The organism is Nocardia abscessus (assembly GCF_015477775.1).
GTDB lineage: Bacteria > Actinomycetota > Actinomycetes > Mycobacteriales > Mycobacteriaceae > Nocardia > Nocardia abscessus_A.
This window is the reverse complement of sequence record NZ_JADLQO010000009.1, coordinates 185,094-204,845: the sequence shown is the minus strand read 5'-3', so window position 1 is coordinate 204,845 and position 19,752 is coordinate 185,094. Positions and strand designations below refer to the sequence as shown.

Genomic DNA, 19,752 nt, shown 5'->3' with positions numbered 1-19,752 from the left:
CGCCACAACCATCCGATCATTCTGCCGTGCCCCCGGCCGTGAAGCGTGGCCACCGGCAGTACCACGTCCGGCCTCCGAAACCGGTGCGCTCGCGCTGATCCTCATCCACGGCTGACCCGGTTCGTACCCGGATTTCCTCGACGTGATCGAGCCGCTGTCGCGTGACTTCCACCTGGTGATTCCGTCCATCCCGGGTTTCGGCTTCTCCGGTCCGACCCACGAGCGCGGCTGGCATATCGTCGTTCGTCGCTTCTCGATGTGCAGCCGCCCCGAAGCGGTGTTCGCATCGCAGGCGCTGAGCCTCGTCAGGGCCGGTGGGCCGCACGTGTCACATCGCGACCTTTCGCGGCAGAGCTCGCCCCGACCGAGCGATGCTCACTCCCCTGCACTCGCGTGGGTTCCGTGGCAGTCCGTAGGCACCCACGCGAGTGACGGATTCAGCTGAGGCGCGGGTAACGGTCGCCGACGAGTGCTTGTCCGGGCTCCCGGTCCGGCACCTTGTCCTGATACCACGAATCCGGGTTGGGGTGATAGACCGCCTCTGCGTCCATGTACACCGATGCCAGTGAAATCCGGGTCGCCTCCGTGTGATTCGCACCGGCCGAGTGGACCAGCCGGGAGTGGTGGAAAGTGCAGTCACCGGCTCGCAGCGGAACTGTCACTCGGGGCCACCACCGCAATTCCGGTCGAACGTCGAACGGCTCACCGTCCGTGGGGACCGTGTCGCCGGGCCAGCGGTGTGATCCCGGAAGGAACGTCAGGCATCCGCGCTCCACGGGCACGTCGACCAGCGCCACCCAGGCGGTGAGGGTGACCGGCGCCGCCGCGATGGGAAAAGCAGGCTCATCGATGTGCAACGGTGTGCGGGCACTTCCCGACGAATGCTTGCGCAACAGTTCGGATTTGAACATGCGTAACCGCCTCCCGGCCAGACGCTCGGCGATGGCGGTGATCTCGGGGTGCAGTGCGAGCCCTCGCATCTGCGCACTGGCGATTTCCGGTTCGGCGACCCAATCCATCACGTTCCCGCCCTCGGGCGCATCCCAAGAGACCGTGGGCTGCTGGTGCAATTGGGAAAGGGCGTCGGCCAGGAACGCCTCCACTTCCGTCGCATGGAGTACTCGTGGAATGTGGACGTAGCCGTCTCGGCGATACCGCTCGACGAGATCGGCCGGAAGGTTCTGTGCTGTCGTGATTTCGCCGCCGCTGCGACCGGGATGCTCAGTTGTTTCAGTCACGAAACGTACGATAGGACCGGCTTAGGGCGAGTCACGTCCTAAGCGGATGCCGTTCCGCGCCTCGCCCCATACCGTAATACCTCCGTACCATTCGCTCATAGACACGGGCCGGGACCAGCCTGCGAGTCCAGAAGGACAAGCGGACGTCTCGGCCACACAGGTAGGACTGCCGTGGCCGGTCCGCCGCCAGGATCATCGCGACCTTCCTGGCCACCGCTGCGGGCGGCTGTCCGGCGGCCAGGTAGCCGCGCACGAGGTTCAGTACGGCGGCGCGGTCGTGGTCATAGGTGGAGATCGGGGTAGCCACCTGGACCGCCGTGTCGATGATCGGGGTGACCGTCCAACCGGGAATGAGCACCGATACGTGCACGCCGGATCCAGCCGTCTCCATTCGCGCGGCCTCGCCGATCCGTTCCACGGCCGCCTTGGTGGCCGAATACCAGCCGCCGTACGGCTCGGCGATGGCACCCGCTCCCGAACTCACGACGAGCACCCGGCCTTCGCCCTGGTCGCGGAACAGTGGCAGCACTGCTCGCAGCACCCGGTGGGTGCCGAGCACGTTGGTGTCGTACAGCGCCGCGGCCTCCTCGGGTGTGGTCTCCTCGACCGCGCCGACGACGCCGTATGCCGCGAACGTGACGACCGCGTCGATCCGGCCGTGCTTGTCGTGCGCGGCGCGTACCCAGCGGTTCACCGCCTCGGCATCGCCCACGTCGACCTGTGCGATGCCGGGCGCGGCCATCCGGTCGCATCCTTCGACCGTATGTCCCAGCGCGGCGAGATGTCCCGCTGTGGCCGCGCCCATGCCGTTCGCGGCTCCGGTGACGAGCACGACCGTCATGCGGCGCACACCTTCAGCACCCGCGGCAGAACCTCCAGCCGCGCCGACTCCACCATCGTGATCTCGCCGTCCAGTTCCAGTGGCGCCGGGCGGTCGGGCCGCAGCTCCACCACCGCGTCCCGGTAGCACACCGCCAGCCGCGACCGCCGGAATCGGCCGGCGTACAGCCCGGCGATCAGGCCGAGTGTCCGCAGCCTGCCCGCTTCGGCCCAGATGTTCACGTCGAACTGACCGTCGGCACGGGTGACCGTGGTGTCGTAGTGCATGCCGCCGGCGAAGTGCACGCTCTTGAGCACGCCGATGTTCGTGATGGGGGCGGCGTGCATCCAGTCGCCGCCGCGCACCGCGACCGGCAGCGGCCGATGAGTGGCGATGGTGGCCAGCGCCGTGGCCAGAATGGCGGTATCCACGCTGCGCGACTTGAGCCAGCCGATCGGCCCGACGGCCTGGTTGAACGAATGATTGCCCGCCGCGACCAGTCCCATACTGGCGTTGAGCAGGAAGTAGCGCACGGCGCGGGTGCCGTCGGCCAGCAGCACGCTGGCCTTGCCCACGTCAACCAGGCCGGCGCGCGCTGCGTCGAGCCGCACCGGAATCTTTCCGACAAGGGCGCTGTCGGGCACCGGCTTGTGGAAGTCGTTGGAGCTGCCCAGTCCCACCGCGCCCAGTGCTGAGCCGACGGCGCGCGGGCGGTCGGTGACGGAATCCATGAGGGCGTTCAGCACCAGGTTCACCATGCCGTCGCCGCCCGCGGCGACCAGCACCGATGGTGGGTCCGGGCGGGTGACGGCCGCGCGCACCAGTTCCGTGGCGTGCTGTGTGTCGGTGGGTAGTTCGACGGACAGCTCCGGGTGCCGGTCGCGCAGCACGGATTCCACCGGCTTCCAGCGCCGGAGTGCGGTGCCCGCGTTCGATCGCGGGTTCAGGACGACGAGCACGAATCCTCCTCGATGCCGAGCCATCGGCGTAGTGCGCGGTGGTCTCCGGTCGTGATCAGTCCGGTCCGGGCCACAGCGGGTGGAATATCGGTTGTTCGCGCGCCGACCAGGAACACCGGGATCCCCAGTTGCGCCGCGGGTCCGTCGTTGGCCGGGTCGTTGCCGACCATCACGCAGTCACCAGCCGCCACGCCCAGCCGGTCGAGCAGCTCGCGATAGAAATCGAGCCGTGGCTTGGCGCGGCGCATGCTCTCGCCACTGGTGACGAAGTCGAACGAGGTGAGATCGTGTCCACCCCAGCGGATCCTGGCTTCGACGGTGCTGCGCGGCCACAGCGGGTTGGTCGCGACCACCTGACGCGCACCCGCCTCCGCCAGCGCGCGCACCGCCGCCACCGCTGCCGGTCGCGCCGGGAAACAAGCCCGCAACCGGGCGAATTCGACCTCTGCCAGCCGGGCCAGGCGGGCTTCCACCACGTCGCGGCCGGTGCCGACGCGCTCGGCGAGCAGCCGCAGCATCAGCTCCGTGTTGGTGTGTCCGGTGTCGTTGGCGCGTACATCGCGCAGCGTGCGGCTCAACAGCGGCAGGAAACGGTGCGGTGGCATGAGATCGCGGAATACCCAGGCCGCTCCCGCGGGCATCAGCGTCGCAAAGGTGCGCCGCCGCTGCCCGATCAACGTGCCGTCCAGATCCCACAGCACGGTCGGTCGTGGGCTCACTCCTGGCTGTCCAGTACTGCTTGCAGGTCCGCTCGGGTCAGCCCGAGGCGGGCGGCGTACTCCTCGATACCGGGCGGCGCACCGCCGAGCCCGGTGCGGGACCGGAACTCCCCGGCGTATGCCGCGCCGAGGTCGTAGACCGTCTTCACCAGCGCGGCGGGGAACAGCCACCGGCCTAGGTCGCGCTGGAACACCCGGGTCAGCCGGTAGGGCGCGATCAGACGGGCGCCGACGGCGGTCAGGGCGCCCGGGTCGCGTACCGAGTTCATCCGGGCCGCCTCCGCGCCGGGGACCAGCAGCAACCCGGACCACAACCGCCGGAAGCCGTCCAGTTTCTCCCCCGGGTCGGCGGTCATGTTGAACTCGGTGTAGGCCTTCTCGATTCGGGAGGTGTGCGTGGAGCGGCTGCGCAGCAGCGTGTGCACATCGGCGATCTTGCGCGCCGTGTCGGCGCGGGTGAATCGGTCCACGCGCGGCGCGATCCGGTCCAGCAGCACGGCGAAGTGCGGGTCGGGCACCAGCCGGTGGGCCAGTGCGAGGGCGTGATACATCAAGCCTTCGCTGCCTGCCGCTGCGATCTGCGCGGCCAGCAGGTCGTAGTCGAGGTCCGCACCCGCGTGTCGGGCCAGGTTCCAGATGTCACCGAGCTCGCGTACGCCGGTCTTGTAGTAGGGCAGGTGGATGCCCAGATGGTGGAGGTTGTCCTCGTGCGCCATCGCCCATGCGGGTACACCGTGGAAGTCGATGGGCCGCACGCGTTTCCAGATCGCGGTGTAGTCGACTGTGTAAGGCGCCAGCGGCGTGATCAATCCCCAGTGCGTTCCCACCACGAGCGCGCCGTCGCGGGAGACGAACGACGGCAGGTGGTGTGAGCGCTCGGTCCGCGCCTTGGGCGCCTTCCCCAACAGCTCCGAGGTCGCGAAAAGACCCAGCTCACGGTAGATCTCGACGGCCACGTCGATCTGGTCCGGTTCCAACAGGATGTCCAGGTCGTTCATCCGTTTGTAGCGCGGGTCGTGGTAGACCTCGGTGGCGAAAAGCATGCCTTTGAGCACCACGCAGCGCACGCCGCGTTCGTCGAGGCGCCGCAGCAGTTGCACCGCACCGGCCAGGCGCCGGTCGTTCGCGGTCGCGATCCGCTCGGTCGCGGCGTCGAGCCGTACCCGAACCAGCGGCGGGACGAGCGGATACACCTCGGCGGCGATCAGCGAACGCCGCACCAGCGGGACAGTCGCGTTCAGTTGTGCCAGCTCGAAGAAGGCGGCCCACTCGGTGACCCGGTGGGCCAGATCGACCAGCGCGGCGCGTTCCTGTTCGGTGGGTGTGGCCAGCGCAGCGTGCACCAGCAGCCGCTCGGCCTCCGTCCCGCCCGCGGCTATCACGGTGTCGGTCATGTCAAGCGATCCCTTCCTGTTCGGGATGGAAGCCGAAGCGGCGGGCGACGACGTCGATGCGATCGAGCGCGTGATCGAGGTGGTCGCGGGTGAGGGTGGCCATCATGCTGATGCGCAGGCGCTGCTGGTCGCGGGGCACTGCCGGGAATTCGACGCCATTGACGAACACGCCTTCTCGGTGCAGGGCGGTGACCACATCGGCGACGGCGAGACGCTGCGGCACCAGGAGCGGGATGATCGCGGTCTGCGGATCGACGGCGAAGCCCATGGACCGCAGTCCGCGCACGAAATATCCGACGTTGTCGTGCAGTCGCGCTACCCGCTCGGGATGCGCGGCGAGGAAATCGATTCCCGCCAGCACCGCCGCGACCACGGAGGGTGCGAGCGCGGCGGAGAACATGTAAGAGCGGGCGAAGAAGCGCAGGGTGTCCACCAGGTCTCGGGATCCCGCGACGAAACCGCCGGTACCCGCGAAGACCTTCGAGAACGTGCCCATGGTCAGTTCTACCGCTCCCGGGCCGAGCCCGAAGTGCTCGGCGGTGCCGTGCCCGCGAGCACCGAGCACTCCGGTGCCGTGGGCGTCGTCCACCGCCAGCCACGCCCCGAACGCGTCGCACAGCGCGCGGATCTCGGCCAGCGGCGCGATGTCGCCGTCCATCGAGTACACGCCCTCGACGGCCACCACGACGTTCGCACCCGGATTACGCCAGCGGATCTGCATCAGCCGGTGGCGCAGGTGCCGCAGGTCGTTGTGCGCGAAGGCCATCGAGCGCACGCGACCGAGCTGGATGCCGTCGTAGAGGCTGGCATGGTTCTGCTCGTCGTAGAGCAGCACATCGCCTTTGCGCAGCAGACCGGTCACCCAGCCGACATTGGCGGCATAGCCCGAGGAGAAGACCATGGCGTCCTCGCAGCCCTTCAGCTCGGCCAGCCGTTGCTCGAGCCGCCGGTGCAAGGTGGTGGTGCCGTTGAGCAAGGGCGGGCCGCCGTGTCCCACGCCGTATTCGCGGATCGCGGCGATGGCCGCCTCGACGATGGATGGTTCGTTGCCGAGGCCGAGATAGTTGTTGGACCCGAGCATGATCAGCTCATCGGTCGCGCCGGTCGCGGGATCGCGCACCGGCACGACCGCGCCGGACGGTCCGGCCACTTCCCGCAACACGAAACCGCTGCCGCGAGCGTGCTGGGCATACGGCCGGAATTCCGCGAAACGCTGTTCGAATGTGTGCGCGGCGGGGTCGAGGTAGTGCTCCAGGCTGAAGTTCTCGCCGTGGGCCAGATCGGGTGCGGTCACCGTCGTTGCTCCTGCCCGAGCGTCACGGTTCCGGCGCGGCCGTCCAGCACCAGTACCTCATCGTTGTCGATCAGGCCGGTGACTCCGGCAACGCCGACGACCGTGGGGATACCGAGTTCGCGTCCGATGATGGCGGTGTGCGAAAGGAGGCTGCCCCGTTCGCTGACCAGACCGCCCGCGGCGACCATGAGGAACACCCAGCCCGGGTCGGTGGTCGAGGCGACGAGGATCTGTCCGTCGATCGCGACGTCCGGGTCCGGGCTGCGCAGAACCAGCGCGGGCGCCTCGACGCGACCGGGGGCACAACCGATTCCGTGCAGTACGCGCGCTCCGGCGGCGATATTCTCGTCCGGTTCCTCCAGCGGCACATCCGCGATTCCCGCCGCGGCGATCCCGGTCGTGACGATGCGGGAGGGCAGTCGTTGGGCGCGCCAGCGCTCGTAATCGGCCTTGCGCACGGCGACGGTGCGGGTGGCGTCGGCGTCCACCGCCGTTCCGCGGGTGAGCGCCGCGATCTCCTCGTAGGTGAGCCAGAAGACATCGCGCGGATCGCTCAGCAGGCCGTCGGTGTGCAGTCGCCTGCCGTACTCCCGGAAAACCCGCTTGACCAGACCGAAGGAGCGGCTTCGGCCCAGCCGCATGTTCTCCCGCTGCTTGACGTGTTCGCGGGCAAGACGGAGCGCGAACCGAAAACCCCAGCGCTGTAGTCGTTTACCCGCGAACAGGTCGTTCGCCGCGCGCTCGGCGGCGCGACGGATCGCCTGCTCGCGCGCGATCATGTCGTCGGCGTTCTGTCCACCGCGCAGGTAGTTGCGCAGCATGGGCACCAGTCGTTCGGGATGCTCGCCCAGTGGATCGGTCTCCAGCTTGAGTTCGTCCACGGTGCGGTCGCCGAACTCCGTGATGTGGCGCAGGCAAGCCGCGTGGAAGTTCGCGAACCGATCCTCCGACAATGCCGTCCACACCTCGTATGCGGTGGCCGGGCCGTCGAAAAGCGCACGCAGTGCCGAGTCGGCGCGCACCTGTGCGGTCAATGCCAGTGCCGACCGCACCGGATCGACGCTGTCGACACCGTCCTCGCCGCAGAACAACTCGTTGCGCAGGGTGAGCGCCGCGTCCTCGGCCAAGCCGGCTCGTCGCAACTGCAGTCCGACCACATGGAACATCTGCTGAGCGAGGAAGTCGTTGAAGATCTGCACCGAATACGCGGGCACGAGCTCGTCGAAGAAACGTTCCGTCCAGGCCAGCAGCGCGTGTGCGTCGCGTTCGCGCTCCGGTGTGTCCTGGTCCAGTCTGCGCTCGAGGTCGGCGGTCGCCGCCGCCAGCGCGGCGAAGAACGCCCGCAGCCGCCGTGGCAGACGCAGCCAGCCGAGCACAATGATCGCCAACACCCGCAGCCGAAGTACGGTCGCGCGTAGCCGGGCGATGCCACGGGCCGACGGGGGCGGCCGCTGGTATCGATTCTCGATATCGAGCGCCGCCTCCCACCCTTCGATGGCGAAGTCCATGCCGGGTATCTCGAGGAACAGGCGGTACCAGTTGCTGATGTTGTAGTAGATGCGACCGCGTGCGGTGGCGACCAGATACGGATACAGATCGGCGGCGTTGCGGTCCACGATCCGCGCGGTGGCTCCGAAATCGCGGTGACAGGCGCGGAAGACCCGCTCGTAGGCGGCCCGCAGCACGGAGAAGGTGAGCGGACTCGACAGCCCCGGATACGACTCGGCGACATTGACATTGTCGAAGACGGTTTCACGCGCACCGGTCGCCGTGACCGGTCTGGCCTGCAACAGGTGCAATCGCCCATCGGTCGTGTAGGCGAACTCGATGTCCTGTGGCGCGCCGAAGTGGTCGGCGAGTTCGCCTGCTACCTCCGCCAATTCGCGAATTCGCGCGTCAGAGAGCGCCGCGTCCGTCACCGGGGCAGCGAGTTCTTCGACGGTGGTTCCCGCACCGTTACGCGCGGGCACCACGCGGCTGCGCTTGTCGGTGACGATCCGAGACGTGATGGCGCCGGTGCCGCGGTCGACGAAGTAGGTATCGCAGTCCACCGTGCCCGCCACCACGCCCTCGCCCAGTCCGAGCGCGGCCGCTACGACCGCTTCGGACGGGTCTCCGGTCTGCGGATTGCAGCTGAACACCACACCGGAGACAGCGCTGTCGAGCAGCACCTGCACCACGACGGCGCAGGCGACCGGCGCGTCGTCGAGACCACGACGCGCCCGGTAGAACAGCGCGCGCTCGGACCATGCGGAGGCGAGCACCGTCCCGATCGCGGCGGGCAGACCGGCCGCCGGGACATTGAGCACGGTATCGAGCTGTCCGGCGAAGGAGTCGGTGGCCGAATCCTCGCCGCGCACCGACGAACGCACGGCGAATCGCACCTCAGCCGTAGCGGCTGAACCGGCGCCGGACAGATCGGCGACTGCGGTGTCCAGCTCGGCCGCGATGTCACCGGGCAACGGTTGTCCCTCGATGAGCGTTCGAATCCGGGTCGAGACGGACCGCAGTGCGGCCGGATCGTGGGGGTCGAGGCCCGCAAGCAAGTCGGCGACAGCAGCGGCGGACGGGGCCAGCAGCCGTGCGCACGTGTCGGTGCCCAGCACGACGAACGGCGGCACCCGGTGCCCGGCGGCCTGCAACCTGGCGAGATTCGCGGCCTTGGCACCCGCACCCGCGGCTGCCGCCGGGTCCGCCGCGAGGGTTTCGGCGCGCTGTATCGCGCCGGTGGTGGTACTGGTCATCGTGCGGCCTCCTGTCTGGCCCGGGTCGCCGGGACGGCGCGCTCGCGCCGGGTCAACCGGACCAGGACCGGGTCGGGGGTGTTGGAGATCTCGGGGCGTTCACGCACCCGCATCCCGTTCACCAGTTCGATGTCGTAGCGCGACAGCAGCATCGCGAGACCTACCCGGATCTCGATCAGCGCCATCTGCTGACCGACGCACAGATGCGCGCCCCAGCCGAAGGGGAAGTACCGGAACGGCGGACGCGCCCGGTTCCGCTCCTTCGTGAACCGGTCGGGATCGAAGGTCAGCGGCGAATCCCAGAACCGCGGCAGCCGATGGTTGACGAACGGGCTGATCACCACGATCGCGCCGGGCCGCAGGTCGAACCGGTCGAAGCGGTCCGGCTCGAGTGCGGTGCGGCTGAACGCCCATGCCGGAGGATGCAGGCGCATCGCCTCGTCGATCACGCGGCCGGTGTACTCCAATCGGGGCAGCGCGGCCCGCACGGCGTCCGGATCGTCCGGTGCGTCCGGCCACGCGTCGATCTCCGCGCGCACCCGCTCGAGCACCGTCGGGTTGCGGCCCAGTTCGTAGATCGTCCAGGCCAGTGCCCCTCCGGTGGTCTCGTGACCGGCGAGCAGGAAGGTCAGCACCTCGTGCCGCAGTTGCTCGTCGTCCATCGCGTGCCCGGCGTCGTCGCGGGCGGCGAGCAACCGGGCGAGCAGGGAGTGGGCGTCGTCGGTCTGCCGGTGCCGCCCGATCACCTCGTCCACCACTCGGTGCAACCGTTGGCGCACCGCCTGCAGCCGCCGGTTACCCGGCGTCGGGAGCCGCGGCGGGAGCTGGATCGGTGCGGCCATGTGCCGCATGACCCACGAAACACCCTGGCGCACATCGTCTTCGATTTGCGGGAGCACGCCGTCGAGGTCCGCTCCGAGTACCGCGCGGCACACGACGTCGGCGGCGAAACCCATCAGCTCGGGCACCAGGTCGAAGGCCTCGCCGTTCGCGGCGTGCGTATCCAAGCGGGTATGCATCCGCTGTCCGCATTCGACCATGAGCGGTATCTCGGTCTCCACGTGACGGCGCGCGAAGACCGGCTTGATCAAGGCGCGCTGCCGTTTCCACAGCTCGCCGCCGCTGGTCAGCAGGCCGGGGCCGAGCAAATGGTTCAGGCTTCGGTAGCTGACTCCCTTCTCGTAGCGGCCCGCGTGGGTGACCAGCACCTGTTCGATGTGCGCGGGTTCGACCAGCAGGTGTACGTGCTGGTGCGCCAGCCGCAGCCGGACGCTGCCATAGCCGAGCGCGGACTCGTAGAACAGGCTGAGCGGGTCGGCCCGATAGCGGGCGTAGGCGCCCAGTGGGTGGCGGAGGGCCGGACCGTCGAGGCGGCGATCACCGGTTCTCGTCGGCGGTGTCATCGCGCCCCGCCTCCCCCGCGCACGGCGCCGACCAACTCGTCGGCATCGTCGTTCAGAAGGGTCCGCGCGGCGGCGCGCTGGACCTTGCCACTGGTGGTTTTGGGGATGCTGCGCGGTGCGACGATCCGCACACCCGCCGCCAGCACTCCGGTGCGCTTGCTCACCGCGGCGCGCACCGCGCGGGCCAGCGCGGCATGCCCGGCCGGTGCCTCGGCGGATTCGACGATCAAGTGCAGCTCTTCCGATCCGCTCTCGGCATCCGTTCGCCCCACCGCGACCACGCCACCCGGTCGCACACCCGGCACCTGTTCGGCGGCGATCTCGAAGTCGGTGGGCAGGTAGTTCGCGCCGCGGATGATGATCAGGTCCTTGCCTCGCCCGGTGATTCGCAGTCGCCCATCCCGCAGGTAGCCGATGTCGCCGGTGTCCCACCAGCCGTCCGCGCGGGTGGCGGCGGTGGCTTCGGGTAACCGGAAATAGCCCCGCGTGGTGGACGGTCCACGGAATTGCACGTGCCCGATCAGATCCGCGCCGCGCGGCGAACCGTCCTCGTCCACCACGCGAACCTCGGTGCCCACCACCGGCGCACCGCAGTCGACGATGTCGAGCGCGTCGCGGTCATCGGCCGGAACATCCACTGCGACACCGTCTTCGGCGAGCCTGCGGCGGGAGACCGAGTCGAACGCGATCGGCGCCCGGGGACCGGACACGGTCACCGCGAGCGACGCCTCGGCCAGCCCGTAGCACGGCACGAGCGCGTCCGCGGGAAGTCCCCAGGCGCCGAACCGGTCGACGAACCGCCGCACCGTGGGCGGGTGGATCGGTTCGGCGCCGCAGAACAGGAAGCGCCATCCGGACAGATCCACTCCGACGAGTTCGCTGTCGGCGATCCGCGCGGCGGCGTAGCCGTAGGCGAAGTTCGGTGCGGCCGTGATGGTTCCGCGATGCCGGGCGACCGCGCGCAGCCAGTCCGCCGGGTGGCGCAGGAATCGGCTCGGCGGGATCAGCACCGCGTCGATGCCGCGGAACAGCGGTGTGAGGAATCCGCCGATCAGGCCCATGTCGTGGTGCAGTGGCAGCCAGCCGACCCAGGTGTCGCCGGGTCCGATCGCGGCGGCGCGGGCGATCTGCTCACAATTGGCGGCGAGATTCGCGTGGGTGACCTGAACCCCCTTCGGCGTACCGGTCGAGCCGGAGGTGGCTTGGATGAACGCGAGGTCGTCCGGTGCGGGCAGGTGGGGCGCGAGCGCGGGAGCGTCCGGTGTACGAGCCAGCGCATGCAGCGACGAGGCGTCGATCGCCGCGACCGATGCGGGCAGCGACAGCGTGGCGACCACCGCTGGGGTGCTCACCACGGCCGTCGGCTCCAGATAGGCAAGCAACCGGTCGAATCGATCCAGGAAGATCTCCGCGGCCCCGAACCCACCCGGGGTGGCGATCGCGGTGGGCACCGCGCCGAGCAGCAGTGCGCCGAAGAACGCCGTGACGAACTCGGCCGAGGTGGGCAGGCACAGCAGTACCCGGTCGCCCCGACGTACGCCGGAAGCGGCCAGACCAGCCGCCGCGCGGCTCGCGACGGCCAGCAGATCATCGTGCCGCCAATGGATCTCGTCATCGTCATGCGCCGTGGCGCGCTCGGCGAGGATGATCGTCGATGCCGCCGCCACCCCTCGCTCGCCGGCCGCCAGCAGTGCGTGCACGATGCTCGGGTGCTCGGGGCGCAGTTCCCGGGATGGTGTGGTCATGTCTGGTCCTTCACATAACGCACGATCGTGGCGACCGTGGTCAGCCGGACGGCGACGTCCTCCGGGATGCTCACGGAGAAGGCTTGTTCCAGCTGAATGGTGAGTTCGATGGCGGTCGGCGAGTCGAGTCCGTAGTCGATCAGCGGCGCCATCGGGTCCAGGTCGGCCGCGGGCACCCACAGCACCTCCCCGACGATCGCGCGGACCCGCGCCTCCAGATCGGCCGAGCCGATGTCGTCGCGTGCGCTCATCCGAGCAATTTCCCTTCCGTCACGCAGGCGCGCACCGATTCCTCGAGGTCGACGTCGTCGCCGGTGTCGATGCGGTGGAATCCCACCTCCGGGAACGTGCTCGCGAGGGTCTCGCGCACCTGCTCGTAGCCTGCGCGCAGGGCGGTCAGCCGCTCGGCGGTCTCGTGGGCCTCGACGGGTCCGTGCCCCGACCGCTGCACACAGCGCGCCGCTGCCTGCTCGGGCGGGGCGTCCAGCCACAGCACGGCATCCGGCAGGGTGGTGCGGAACCGTTCGGCGAACCCGGACACCGCGCCTGCCATGTCGCGGCTCACCAGCTCCGCGATCTCCGACAGCAGCAGCCACGGGTCCGGCGAGCTGCCCAGCCGCGCGGCCTGCGCGTGCTGCCACGCCAGGATGTCGGCGAAAGTGCCGGGCTGGTGGCGCTCCAGTACCGCGGCGATCTCGTCCTGCCGCTCGCGGCAGCGCCCGTCGTTGCCCGCCAGCGCCACGTACAGCGGACCGTAGACGAGCAGTTCGATCAGCGGATGCCGTTCGCACACCAGCACATCCGGTGACCAGGTGCGCAGAAAGTGCTGTTCCACCGGCCCGAACAGGGTCATCTGCAAGTACATCGCGGTGGCCTTCATCGCCACGTCGCCGATCTCGTCGCAGCCGACGCTGAATGCCCTCAGCTGCCGGGACAGATCGGTGAGCGGGACGTTCCCGGTGTCGTGGAAGTCCGGACAGGTCATCGAGGCGAACCCGCCGCCCTCGGATTCCCCCGCCAGCGCGCGGAGCGCGGCCAGCACCGAAGACTTGCCCGCCCCGTCGATGCCGACCAGGGCCACCCGGCGGGTCTGTCCGCTCATCGGTCGTCCTCGCGCAGCTGGGTGAGCACGGCCTCGGTGATCTCGGCCTGCGCCGCAGTGCCGTCGAGCCGGATCCATCCCAACTCGTCGGACAACGCGTCGAGCGCCTCGTGGCTGCGCTGCTGGAAGGCCAGGAACGACTCCTCGTCGCCGTAGCCGCTCTCGTAGTCGCTGCGTAACCGTTTGCGGCCCAGCGCGTCCCGCGGCCGCACGGCGAGGTAGAAAGTGCGGTCGGGTTCCGGGAATCCCGCCGCCAAGCTGCGCAGTACGACCGGATCGCCGCCGTGGGCGACTTCGGTGGCGTAGTACTTGTACCAGTACGCGTTGGCGAGCAAGATGTCCGCGCCGCGTTCGGCGGCCAGGTCCAGTGACAGCTGCATGGCGTGGAACAGGAAGTGCGCGCGGCTGAGCGGGGTCAGCAGCTGGAGGTAGCTGTAGATCTCGGCGGGACTGCCCCAGGGCAGTTTCGAGGAGATTTTCGGGTCGAGGAAGGCGTCCCAGATCGTCACCGCGGCGACGCTGTGTCCCTGCGCCTCGAATTCGGCGGCGATCCTGGCCACCTGGGTGGTTTTGCCCGAGCCGTCACCACCCGCGAGGCAGATGAGACGTTTACGTGCGGTCAGTGTCGTGTCCTTTCCCATACCGCGCCGGGCGCGGGGTGCTGCGGCAAGATCCGATGTGTTCATGACTGTTTCCGGGATCACGCGGACGTCCGCTTCCGGCTCGGTGCGTGGGGCGATGTCCGGGAGCGGCTGGCCGGCGACCGATTCGGCCAGGGCCGGGCTGTCCGGCGCGGAATCTCGGACGGGGTCGGCGTCCAGGATCCGCACCACGCCCGCGCTGCCGTCGATCCGGATCCGCTGACCCGATTTCACGGCGTTCGTCACACCCGCCACATTCAGCACGGCGGGGATGCCGTACTCGCGCCCGATCACGGCGGCGTGCGACAACATGCCGCCCACCTCGGTGACCACACCCGCCACCAAGCCCAAGGCGGGAGTCCAGCCCGGGTCGGTGAAGCGCGTGACGAGGATGTCGCCCTCACGCAACTGGTCGATGTGGGAGAGCGCGGTGATCACCCGGGCCGTTCCCTCGGCAACGCCGGGGCTGCACCCGAGGCCGGTCAGGTCACCGTCGGCGACGGCGCGCACCGCCGCGACGGTCACGCCGCCACCGAGTTCGTGCGGTGGCGTCAGATCGCGGTATCCCGCGTACATCGCCCGGCGATAGGCGAGCACGGACGCGAGGCCGGCGGCGTCCACCCGGCCCGCGACCAGATCGGTCAGCTCGTGGATGGTCAGCTGGAACGCGTCGTCGGGGTGTTCCAGCGCGCCCGCGGCGGCCAAGCGGGTGCCCGCTTCCACCACGTAGGCGCGCACGACGGCGTAGCACTGCGAGGAGAATTCGCGCATCCGCTCGCGGGCGACGAGATAGCGCCGCATCCGCTCGATCTGCTTGTCCAGCGCCTTGGCATACCGCACTCGCGTCGTCGGCCGGGCACGCACCCGGGCGCGGACCGCGGCCAGTTCGGACTCATAGCGTTTGCGCTGCTCCACCAGCGTGGTCGCGGGGTCGGCAGGCGCGGTGCCGTGGTCGAGCATCACCGCGATCATCGATCGCACCCGCTGCGGGTCCTCCGACCAGCGCGGGCAGGTGAGGTCGAGTTCGGCGTCGGCGTGGAAGCCTTGCTCGGCGAGGAAAGCCGCGAGCGCGTCGTCCCACGCCGGGCCGTCCAGCCCGGAATCCTGTGCTACTCGGTGCAATTCGACGATGCCGCGTTGCAGTGCCATGTGGCTGATCTCGGCGAGACCACCCATCAGGTCGATGGCGGAGCTGGTCGCGCCGGTCGCTGCGTCGACTTTGTCCAGCAGCTGTTTGAAATCGGTCTGCACGCTGGAGTTGTGATAGATCGTCGTGAAGTAGGTGCGCTCGGTGGCGGCGTGCAGCGTGAGCAGGCAGTCGGCGAGGTCGGCGGCGAAGGTCGCCTCGTCGGTGTGCGGTAGCGCTCGCACCCGCTCCCGCCATGCCTCGTACTTGGCGGGCCAGCTCGCGGCGAACCTGTCGACGGCGGCGAGCTGGTCGCGGTAGCTGCGCTGCACCGCCAGCGCGACGGGCAGCGCGCGGGCGATCGTCAACGGCGTGTTCGGCGTGCGGATCGGCCCGTCGGGGCCGTATTCGTTGAGGACGCCGAGATCGTCATCGAAGTGCTGCTCGTCGAAACCCGGAATGCGCTGGAAGCACTTCTTCACCGCGCTCACGTTCCAGTAGGCCCGGCCGTAGTACATGGCCATCCAGTCCGCCTCCTCGCCCGGCCCGGCCAAGCCGAGCCCTTCGAAGAAGCGCTGCATCGAGTACTGGAAAGCGTTGTCGTACAGCGAGAACATCATCGGTGTGCACACCCGGGCCGAGACGCCGCCGTCCCGTAGGTCCGCATCGGAGAACTGGTCGATGTCGGTGCGCCAGCTGATCGCGGTCACCGCACGGGACTGCAGCAACCACAGTGCGCCGTCGCCGTCGATCGCCCATTCGATGTCCTGCGGCCGATGCCGGCGGGCCTGCACCGCGAGCAGCAACGCCGCCAGCGCTGTGGTGTCGGCCGCGGCGAGCACGACGTCCTCGTCGCCCGCGTCGCGGGTCACCACCCCGCCGTCGGCCAGACGCAGTGTGTAGCGAGTCGGTGTGACCTGCCCGGAGACCAGGCGCTCACCCACACCGTGGCAGGTCTCCAGCACGGCGTGCTCCTCGACTCCGGTGAGCACATCGATGCTGAAACCGACGCCGGCGCAGCGGGCCTCGATCATGCGCTGCACCAGGACGGCCACCGTCGCGTCCGTGTCGCCCATCCCACGCCGGGACAGATACGCCCGCACGCGCTCGTTCCGAACCGACGCCCGGCACTGCTGGATGTGCGTCCGCAGTGCGGCCGTGTCCGCGATGTCCAGATACGACTCGTATTGCCCCGCGAAACTGGCGTCGTCCAGATCCTCGAGGACACCGCTGGAGCGCACGGCGACCGGGAACCCGCCGATGGCCCGCACCCAGCCGGACAGCTCGTCGTCGGTGACGCCGTCCAGGTCCAGGTCGGCGGGCACGACGAAGCCGGGTGGGACTGCGAAGCCGTCGGCCAGCAATTCGTGCAGGGTGGCGGCTTTGCCGCCGGCCCGCGCCGGGGTGAAGTCGGCCGCGCCCAGGAACATCGGGGCGGACGCGGTGGCGGGAGTGATCACGGTGGTGGCTCCTGTCGGAAGCAGAACCGGGCGTACGTCGTGGCGAGCGGCCAGACTCCGCGCCGAGCGGACGCCGGCCACGGTGAGCGCTCCGTAGGACGGGCTCGCGGTGCGCGGCTCGAAGCCGAGCAGCAGCGTCTCGGCCATGCACGCGTACACGATTCCCACGGGCAACCCGGTTTCGGGAAAGGAAGGGGTCTGGCCCAGCGGCAGCGCCATGCGGCCGCCGTCGAGCAGGGTGAGGTGCGGATGCTCGGCGACCGCCGGGTCCACGTCCCCCGGTACGGCCAGATCGCAGATCAGCACCCGGTGATCGGCGGCGAGATGCCGGGCGGTGATCAGCGGCTCCGCCGAGTTGGTCGCGGTCACCACGACCCGGCAGTCCCGTAGGGCGGCCAGATCCTCGCTCACGACGACCTCGCCGGGCAGTCCGCCGGCCACTCGACGCAGGCGTGTCTCTGCGCCGGACCTGCCCACCAGGACCAGCGAGTCGGCGAGCGGGGCGAGCAGTTCGGCCATGACCGCGCCGATATTGCCGAGTGCGCCGAGGACGCCGACCCGCCGCTGTCCCGGCGGGAGTGCGGCCAGTTCGGCGCTGAGCACCTCGTAGGCGCAGGCCGCGGTGAGCGCATTGCCGGAGGTGACCGTGACGGTGTCTTCCGCCACCTCGCGAGCGGCATCGGTGACGATCGACGTGTAACCGCCCAGACCGATCACCGTGGCCCCGGCCGCGATCGCCTGTTCCACCGCGTGCCACACCAGTTCGCGCAGATAGGTCCGCTCACCGGCACGCTGATGCGCGACGATCTGCTCGGCTGTCAGCGGCAGCGCGAGCAACAGCATCTCGACCTCGGCGCCGTTCGGTGCGGAGATCGTCTGCCTGGTCAGCTCGAACGGATCGGCCACGGTGCGCAGACGTTCGAACAGGGCGGCGAATTCCGGGTCGGTCCAGCTCTCCAGCTCGGGGGCCAACCGGCGTAGATCCCCGGTCTCGGGCAGGTTCGCCAGGAACGCCACTCGCAGCGGCGCGCGCGGGTCCCGCGCCGGTGGGGTGTCGGCCCGCCGCGGCAGCGGAGTGCGGTCCGACGCAGTGGTTTTCGTGGTGACCGGGGCCGCCAGGTGCGCCAGCAGCCGGTCGTAGCGGCCGCGGTGCAGCAGTGCGGCGACGTCGTCCAACGCTTCCGTCAGCCGCCCCATATCGGCTTCGGTGACGAAGGCCGAGGGCTGGACCCGCAGCGTCGTGGGCGCCGAGAGGGTGGGCAACATGCGGATCGCGTGCCGGTGCAGCAGGTATCCGGCTACCGCGTAGCCGAACATGTCGGGCGCGCAGATCTCGCGCAGCAGCGCCGATTCCGGCTGCGGCGCCCGCAGCTCCACGCCTTGAAGGAGGCCGCGCCCACGCACCGCAACGATCTCCCGCGGCCAGCGACGGGCCACCTCGTCCAGCCGCGACCGTAGCCGCGCACCCGCGTCGCTGATCCGGATCTGGTTGTCGCGCAACAAGTCCAGCGCGGCATCCGCGACCGTCGCGGACAGTTCGTCGTCGGCGAAGGTGGAGGTGTGGTAGCGGCCGAAGTCGGCGACGGAGTGCGTGCGGTCCACCAGCAGCGCGGCGATCTTGACCAGTCCGCCGCCGAGCGATTTCGACATCAGGTAGTAGTCCGCGCGCACACCCGACGGCGCCGACGCCAGGAACGTGCCGGTTCGGCCCATGCCGCATTGGATCTCGTCGAAGACCAACGCCGCCGCGTGCCGATCCGCGAGTTCGCGCAGGGCCAGCAGGGTTTCGGCGGGAACTTCACGCACGCCACCTTCACCCTGCACCGGCTCGGCGAACACCGCCGCGACGGGCGACAGATGCCGCCAGGTGCGTACGGGCGCACCGTCGGAGCCGAAGCCGATGACGCCCACAGTGCACAGCTCGTCCGCGAACGCGCTCGCCACCTCGTCCGGTGCCCAGGTAGCGAGCCGTCGCCGCTCCGGGCCGGGCACGACGAAGTCGGTCGGCGTATCGGCGTGTTCGGTGAGCGCGAAGGCGCCCACGCTCTTTCCGTGGAACGCGCCCGCGAGTGAGACGAACACCGGTCCGCGCTCGCGCAGCCGCGCGATGCGGTCCAGCGACTCGGTGAGCACGGCCGCGGCGGTCCGCATCTCCGGGTCTGCGGTGGGCGCGGACGGGCGCACGTCGTGCAGGCGGTCGCGCCGGAGCCGACGCAGCGTCCGCCGCATCTCGGCGTCCAACTCCGACAGGGCGCGTGCGTGCGCGACCGCGGCGTGCCGTATCGCTGCCTCGACCGCGTCGGCCCCGGTGGAACCGAAAGTCACCACGTACTCCCGGCCGGTGCGCGCGCCGACCGACTCGGACAGCCGCCGCGCCAACCGCGCGACACCGGGCCGGACACTGCCCTGCGCCACGAATGGCACCTGCTGGTTCAGCGTCGCCGTCGCAGCCCGCACCAGCGCCGGATGGTTGTGCCCGAACAGTGCGGCGCCGAAGCCGCCGACCAGATCGAGAACCCGGGTGCCGTCGGCGCAGACGAGATAGTCGCCCTCGGCGGCGGTATAGACCACGTCCAGGTGGCAGGCTCGTAGCAGTCGGGCCAGGCCAGGACGGTTGTACTCGGCGAAATCGTCGAAGGTGTCCGATTCGGTGGGCGGCATATGTTCCTGCCGTCCGGTACGCGCGGTCACGCTCGCGCCTTGACCCGCGCAACGCGGGCCGTCTTCGCTGTCACACACGCGATCACCTCGCGCGCGGTGTGCAGTGTCGCCGCCTCCTCGTCGGAGATCGCGATTTCGAACTCCCGCTCGAGCTCGACCACCAACTCCACCGACCGCACCGAGTCCAAGCCATAATCCAGCAAGGGTGTGTCGGGGTCTATTTCGACCGCCCGAAGTCCACGCGAGAATATCGCGAGCACCCGTTGTGTCACAGCATCGGATTCATTCATTCAGCGCCTCCTCCACCGTCTGGCGGCTCTTTCCGCGCGCACGGTACATATGTGCCGATCGAGGTTCACACGACTGTTTCGAACCGGATCCACACAGTTCAGTGCAGGTTTCTTGGCCTGCCGAGTCCGCGATCACTTGCCCTCCGATATCCGCGA

General features: G+C 69.5%; 13 protein-coding genes. All 13 read right to left on the bottom strand.

All coding sequences use genetic code 11. From position 1 onward, the window contains the following. Positions 1-437: 437 nt before the first annotated feature. From IU450_RS23105 to IU450_RS23045, 13 genes are read right to left on the bottom strand one after another with little or no spacing between them, the layout of a single operon-like run. Positions 438-1,238 carry a phytanoyl-CoA dioxygenase family protein gene (locus IU450_RS23105; protein ID WP_195151826.1) on the bottom strand — a complete coding sequence of 267 codons (801 nt, stop codon included), beginning with the start codon at positions 1,236-1,238 and terminating at the stop codon, positions 438-440. A 31-nt stretch (positions 1,239-1,269) separates the two neighbouring features. Further along, positions 1,270-2,079, bottom strand: coding sequence for an SDR family NAD(P)-dependent oxidoreductase (locus IU450_RS23100; protein WP_195151825.1), 810 nt, complete (start codon positions 2,077-2,079; stop codon positions 1,270-1,272). Then, positions 2,076-3,017, bottom strand: coding sequence for a diacylglycerol/lipid kinase family protein (locus IU450_RS23095; protein WP_195151824.1), 942 nt, complete (start codon positions 3,015-3,017; stop codon positions 2,076-2,078). Before IU450_RS23095 ends, IU450_RS23100 begins: the two co-directional genes overlap by 4 nt. After that, complete coding sequence (locus tag IU450_RS23090; protein ID WP_195151823.1) at positions 3,002-3,736, bottom strand: HAD family hydrolase; 735 nt, start codon at positions 3,734-3,736, stop codon at positions 3,002-3,004. The genes IU450_RS23095 and IU450_RS23090 overlap by 16 nt, the downstream gene beginning before the upstream one ends. Beyond that, positions 3,733-5,130 (bottom strand): nucleotidyltransferase family protein, encoded by a 1,398-nt coding sequence (locus tag IU450_RS23085; RefSeq protein ID WP_195151822.1) that lies wholly within the window; start codon positions 5,128-5,130, stop codon positions 3,733-3,735. The genes IU450_RS23090 and IU450_RS23085 overlap by 4 nt, the downstream gene beginning before the upstream one ends. Position 5,131: 1 nt before the next feature. Next, complete coding sequence (locus tag IU450_RS23080; RefSeq protein ID WP_195151821.1) at positions 5,132-6,424, bottom strand: aminotransferase class I/II-fold pyridoxal phosphate-dependent enzyme; 1,293 nt, start codon at positions 6,422-6,424, stop codon at positions 5,132-5,134. Next, positions 6,421-9,168 (bottom strand): PEP/pyruvate-binding domain-containing protein, encoded by a 2,748-nt coding sequence (locus tag IU450_RS23075; protein WP_195151820.1) that lies wholly within the window; start codon positions 9,166-9,168, stop codon positions 6,421-6,423. Before IU450_RS23075 ends, IU450_RS23080 begins: the two co-directional genes overlap by 4 nt. After that, positions 9,165-10,571, bottom strand: a complete 1,407-nt coding sequence (locus IU450_RS23070) for a cytochrome P450 (protein WP_195151819.1) — start codon at positions 10,569-10,571, stop codon at positions 9,165-9,167. The genes IU450_RS23075 and IU450_RS23070 overlap by 4 nt, the downstream gene beginning before the upstream one ends. Beyond that, positions 10,568-12,316, bottom strand: a complete 1,749-nt coding sequence (locus tag IU450_RS23065; RefSeq protein WP_195151818.1) for an AMP-binding protein — start codon at positions 12,314-12,316, stop codon at positions 10,568-10,570. Before IU450_RS23065 ends, IU450_RS23070 begins: the two co-directional genes overlap by 4 nt. Beyond that, positions 12,313-12,567 (bottom strand): acyl carrier protein, encoded by a 255-nt coding sequence (locus IU450_RS23060; RefSeq protein WP_195151817.1) that lies wholly within the window; start codon positions 12,565-12,567, stop codon positions 12,313-12,315. The genes IU450_RS23065 and IU450_RS23060 overlap by 4 nt, the downstream gene beginning before the upstream one ends. Next, positions 12,564-13,418, bottom strand: a complete 855-nt coding sequence (locus tag IU450_RS23055) for a hypothetical protein (protein ID WP_195151816.1) — start codon at positions 13,416-13,418, stop codon at positions 12,564-12,566. Before IU450_RS23055 ends, IU450_RS23060 begins: the two co-directional genes overlap by 4 nt. Next, positions 13,415-19,336 (bottom strand): aminotransferase class III-fold pyridoxal phosphate-dependent enzyme, encoded by a 5,922-nt coding sequence (locus tag IU450_RS23050; protein WP_195151815.1) that lies wholly within the window; start codon positions 19,334-19,336, stop codon positions 13,415-13,417. The genes IU450_RS23055 and IU450_RS23050 overlap by 4 nt, the downstream gene beginning before the upstream one ends. Continuing rightward, on the bottom strand, positions 19,333-19,596 hold the full coding sequence (locus IU450_RS23045; protein WP_195151814.1) for an acyl carrier protein: 264 nt from the start codon (positions 19,594-19,596) through the stop codon (positions 19,333-19,335). Before IU450_RS23045 ends, IU450_RS23050 begins: the two co-directional genes overlap by 4 nt. Positions 19,597-19,752 lie beyond the last annotated feature (156 nt).

What these genes read in the sequence shown, in the direction of transcription:
- IU450_RS23070 (WP_195151819.1), bottom strand. Translation starts at nt 10,571, where the DNA reads ATGACACCGCCGACGAGAACCGGTGATCGCCGCCTCGACGGTCCGGCC.
- IU450_RS23060 (WP_195151817.1), bottom strand. Translation starts at nt 12,567, where the DNA reads ATGAGCGCACGCGACGACATCGGCTCGGCCGATCTGGAGGCGCGGGTC.
- IU450_RS23045 (WP_195151814.1), bottom strand. Translation starts at nt 19,596, where the DNA reads ATGAATGAATCCGATGCTGTGACACAACGGGTGCTCGCGATATTCTCG.
- IU450_RS23055 (WP_195151816.1), bottom strand. Translation starts at nt 13,418, where the DNA reads ATGAGCGGACAGACCCGCCGGGTGGCCCTGGTCGGCATCGACGGGGCG.
- IU450_RS23075 (WP_195151820.1), bottom strand. Translation starts at nt 9,168, where the DNA reads ATGACCAGTACCACCACCGGCGCGATACAGCGCGCCGAAACCCTCGCG.
- IU450_RS23065 (WP_195151818.1), bottom strand. Translation starts at nt 12,316, where the DNA reads ATGACCACACCATCCCGGGAACTGCGCCCCGAGCACCCGAGCATCGTG.
- IU450_RS23100 (WP_195151825.1), bottom strand. Translation starts at nt 2,079, where the DNA reads ATGACGGTCGTGCTCGTCACCGGAGCCGCGAACGGCATGGGCGCGGCC.
- IU450_RS23085 (WP_195151822.1), bottom strand. Translation starts at nt 5,130, where the DNA reads ATGACCGACACCGTGATAGCCGCGGGCGGGACGGAGGCCGAGCGGCTG.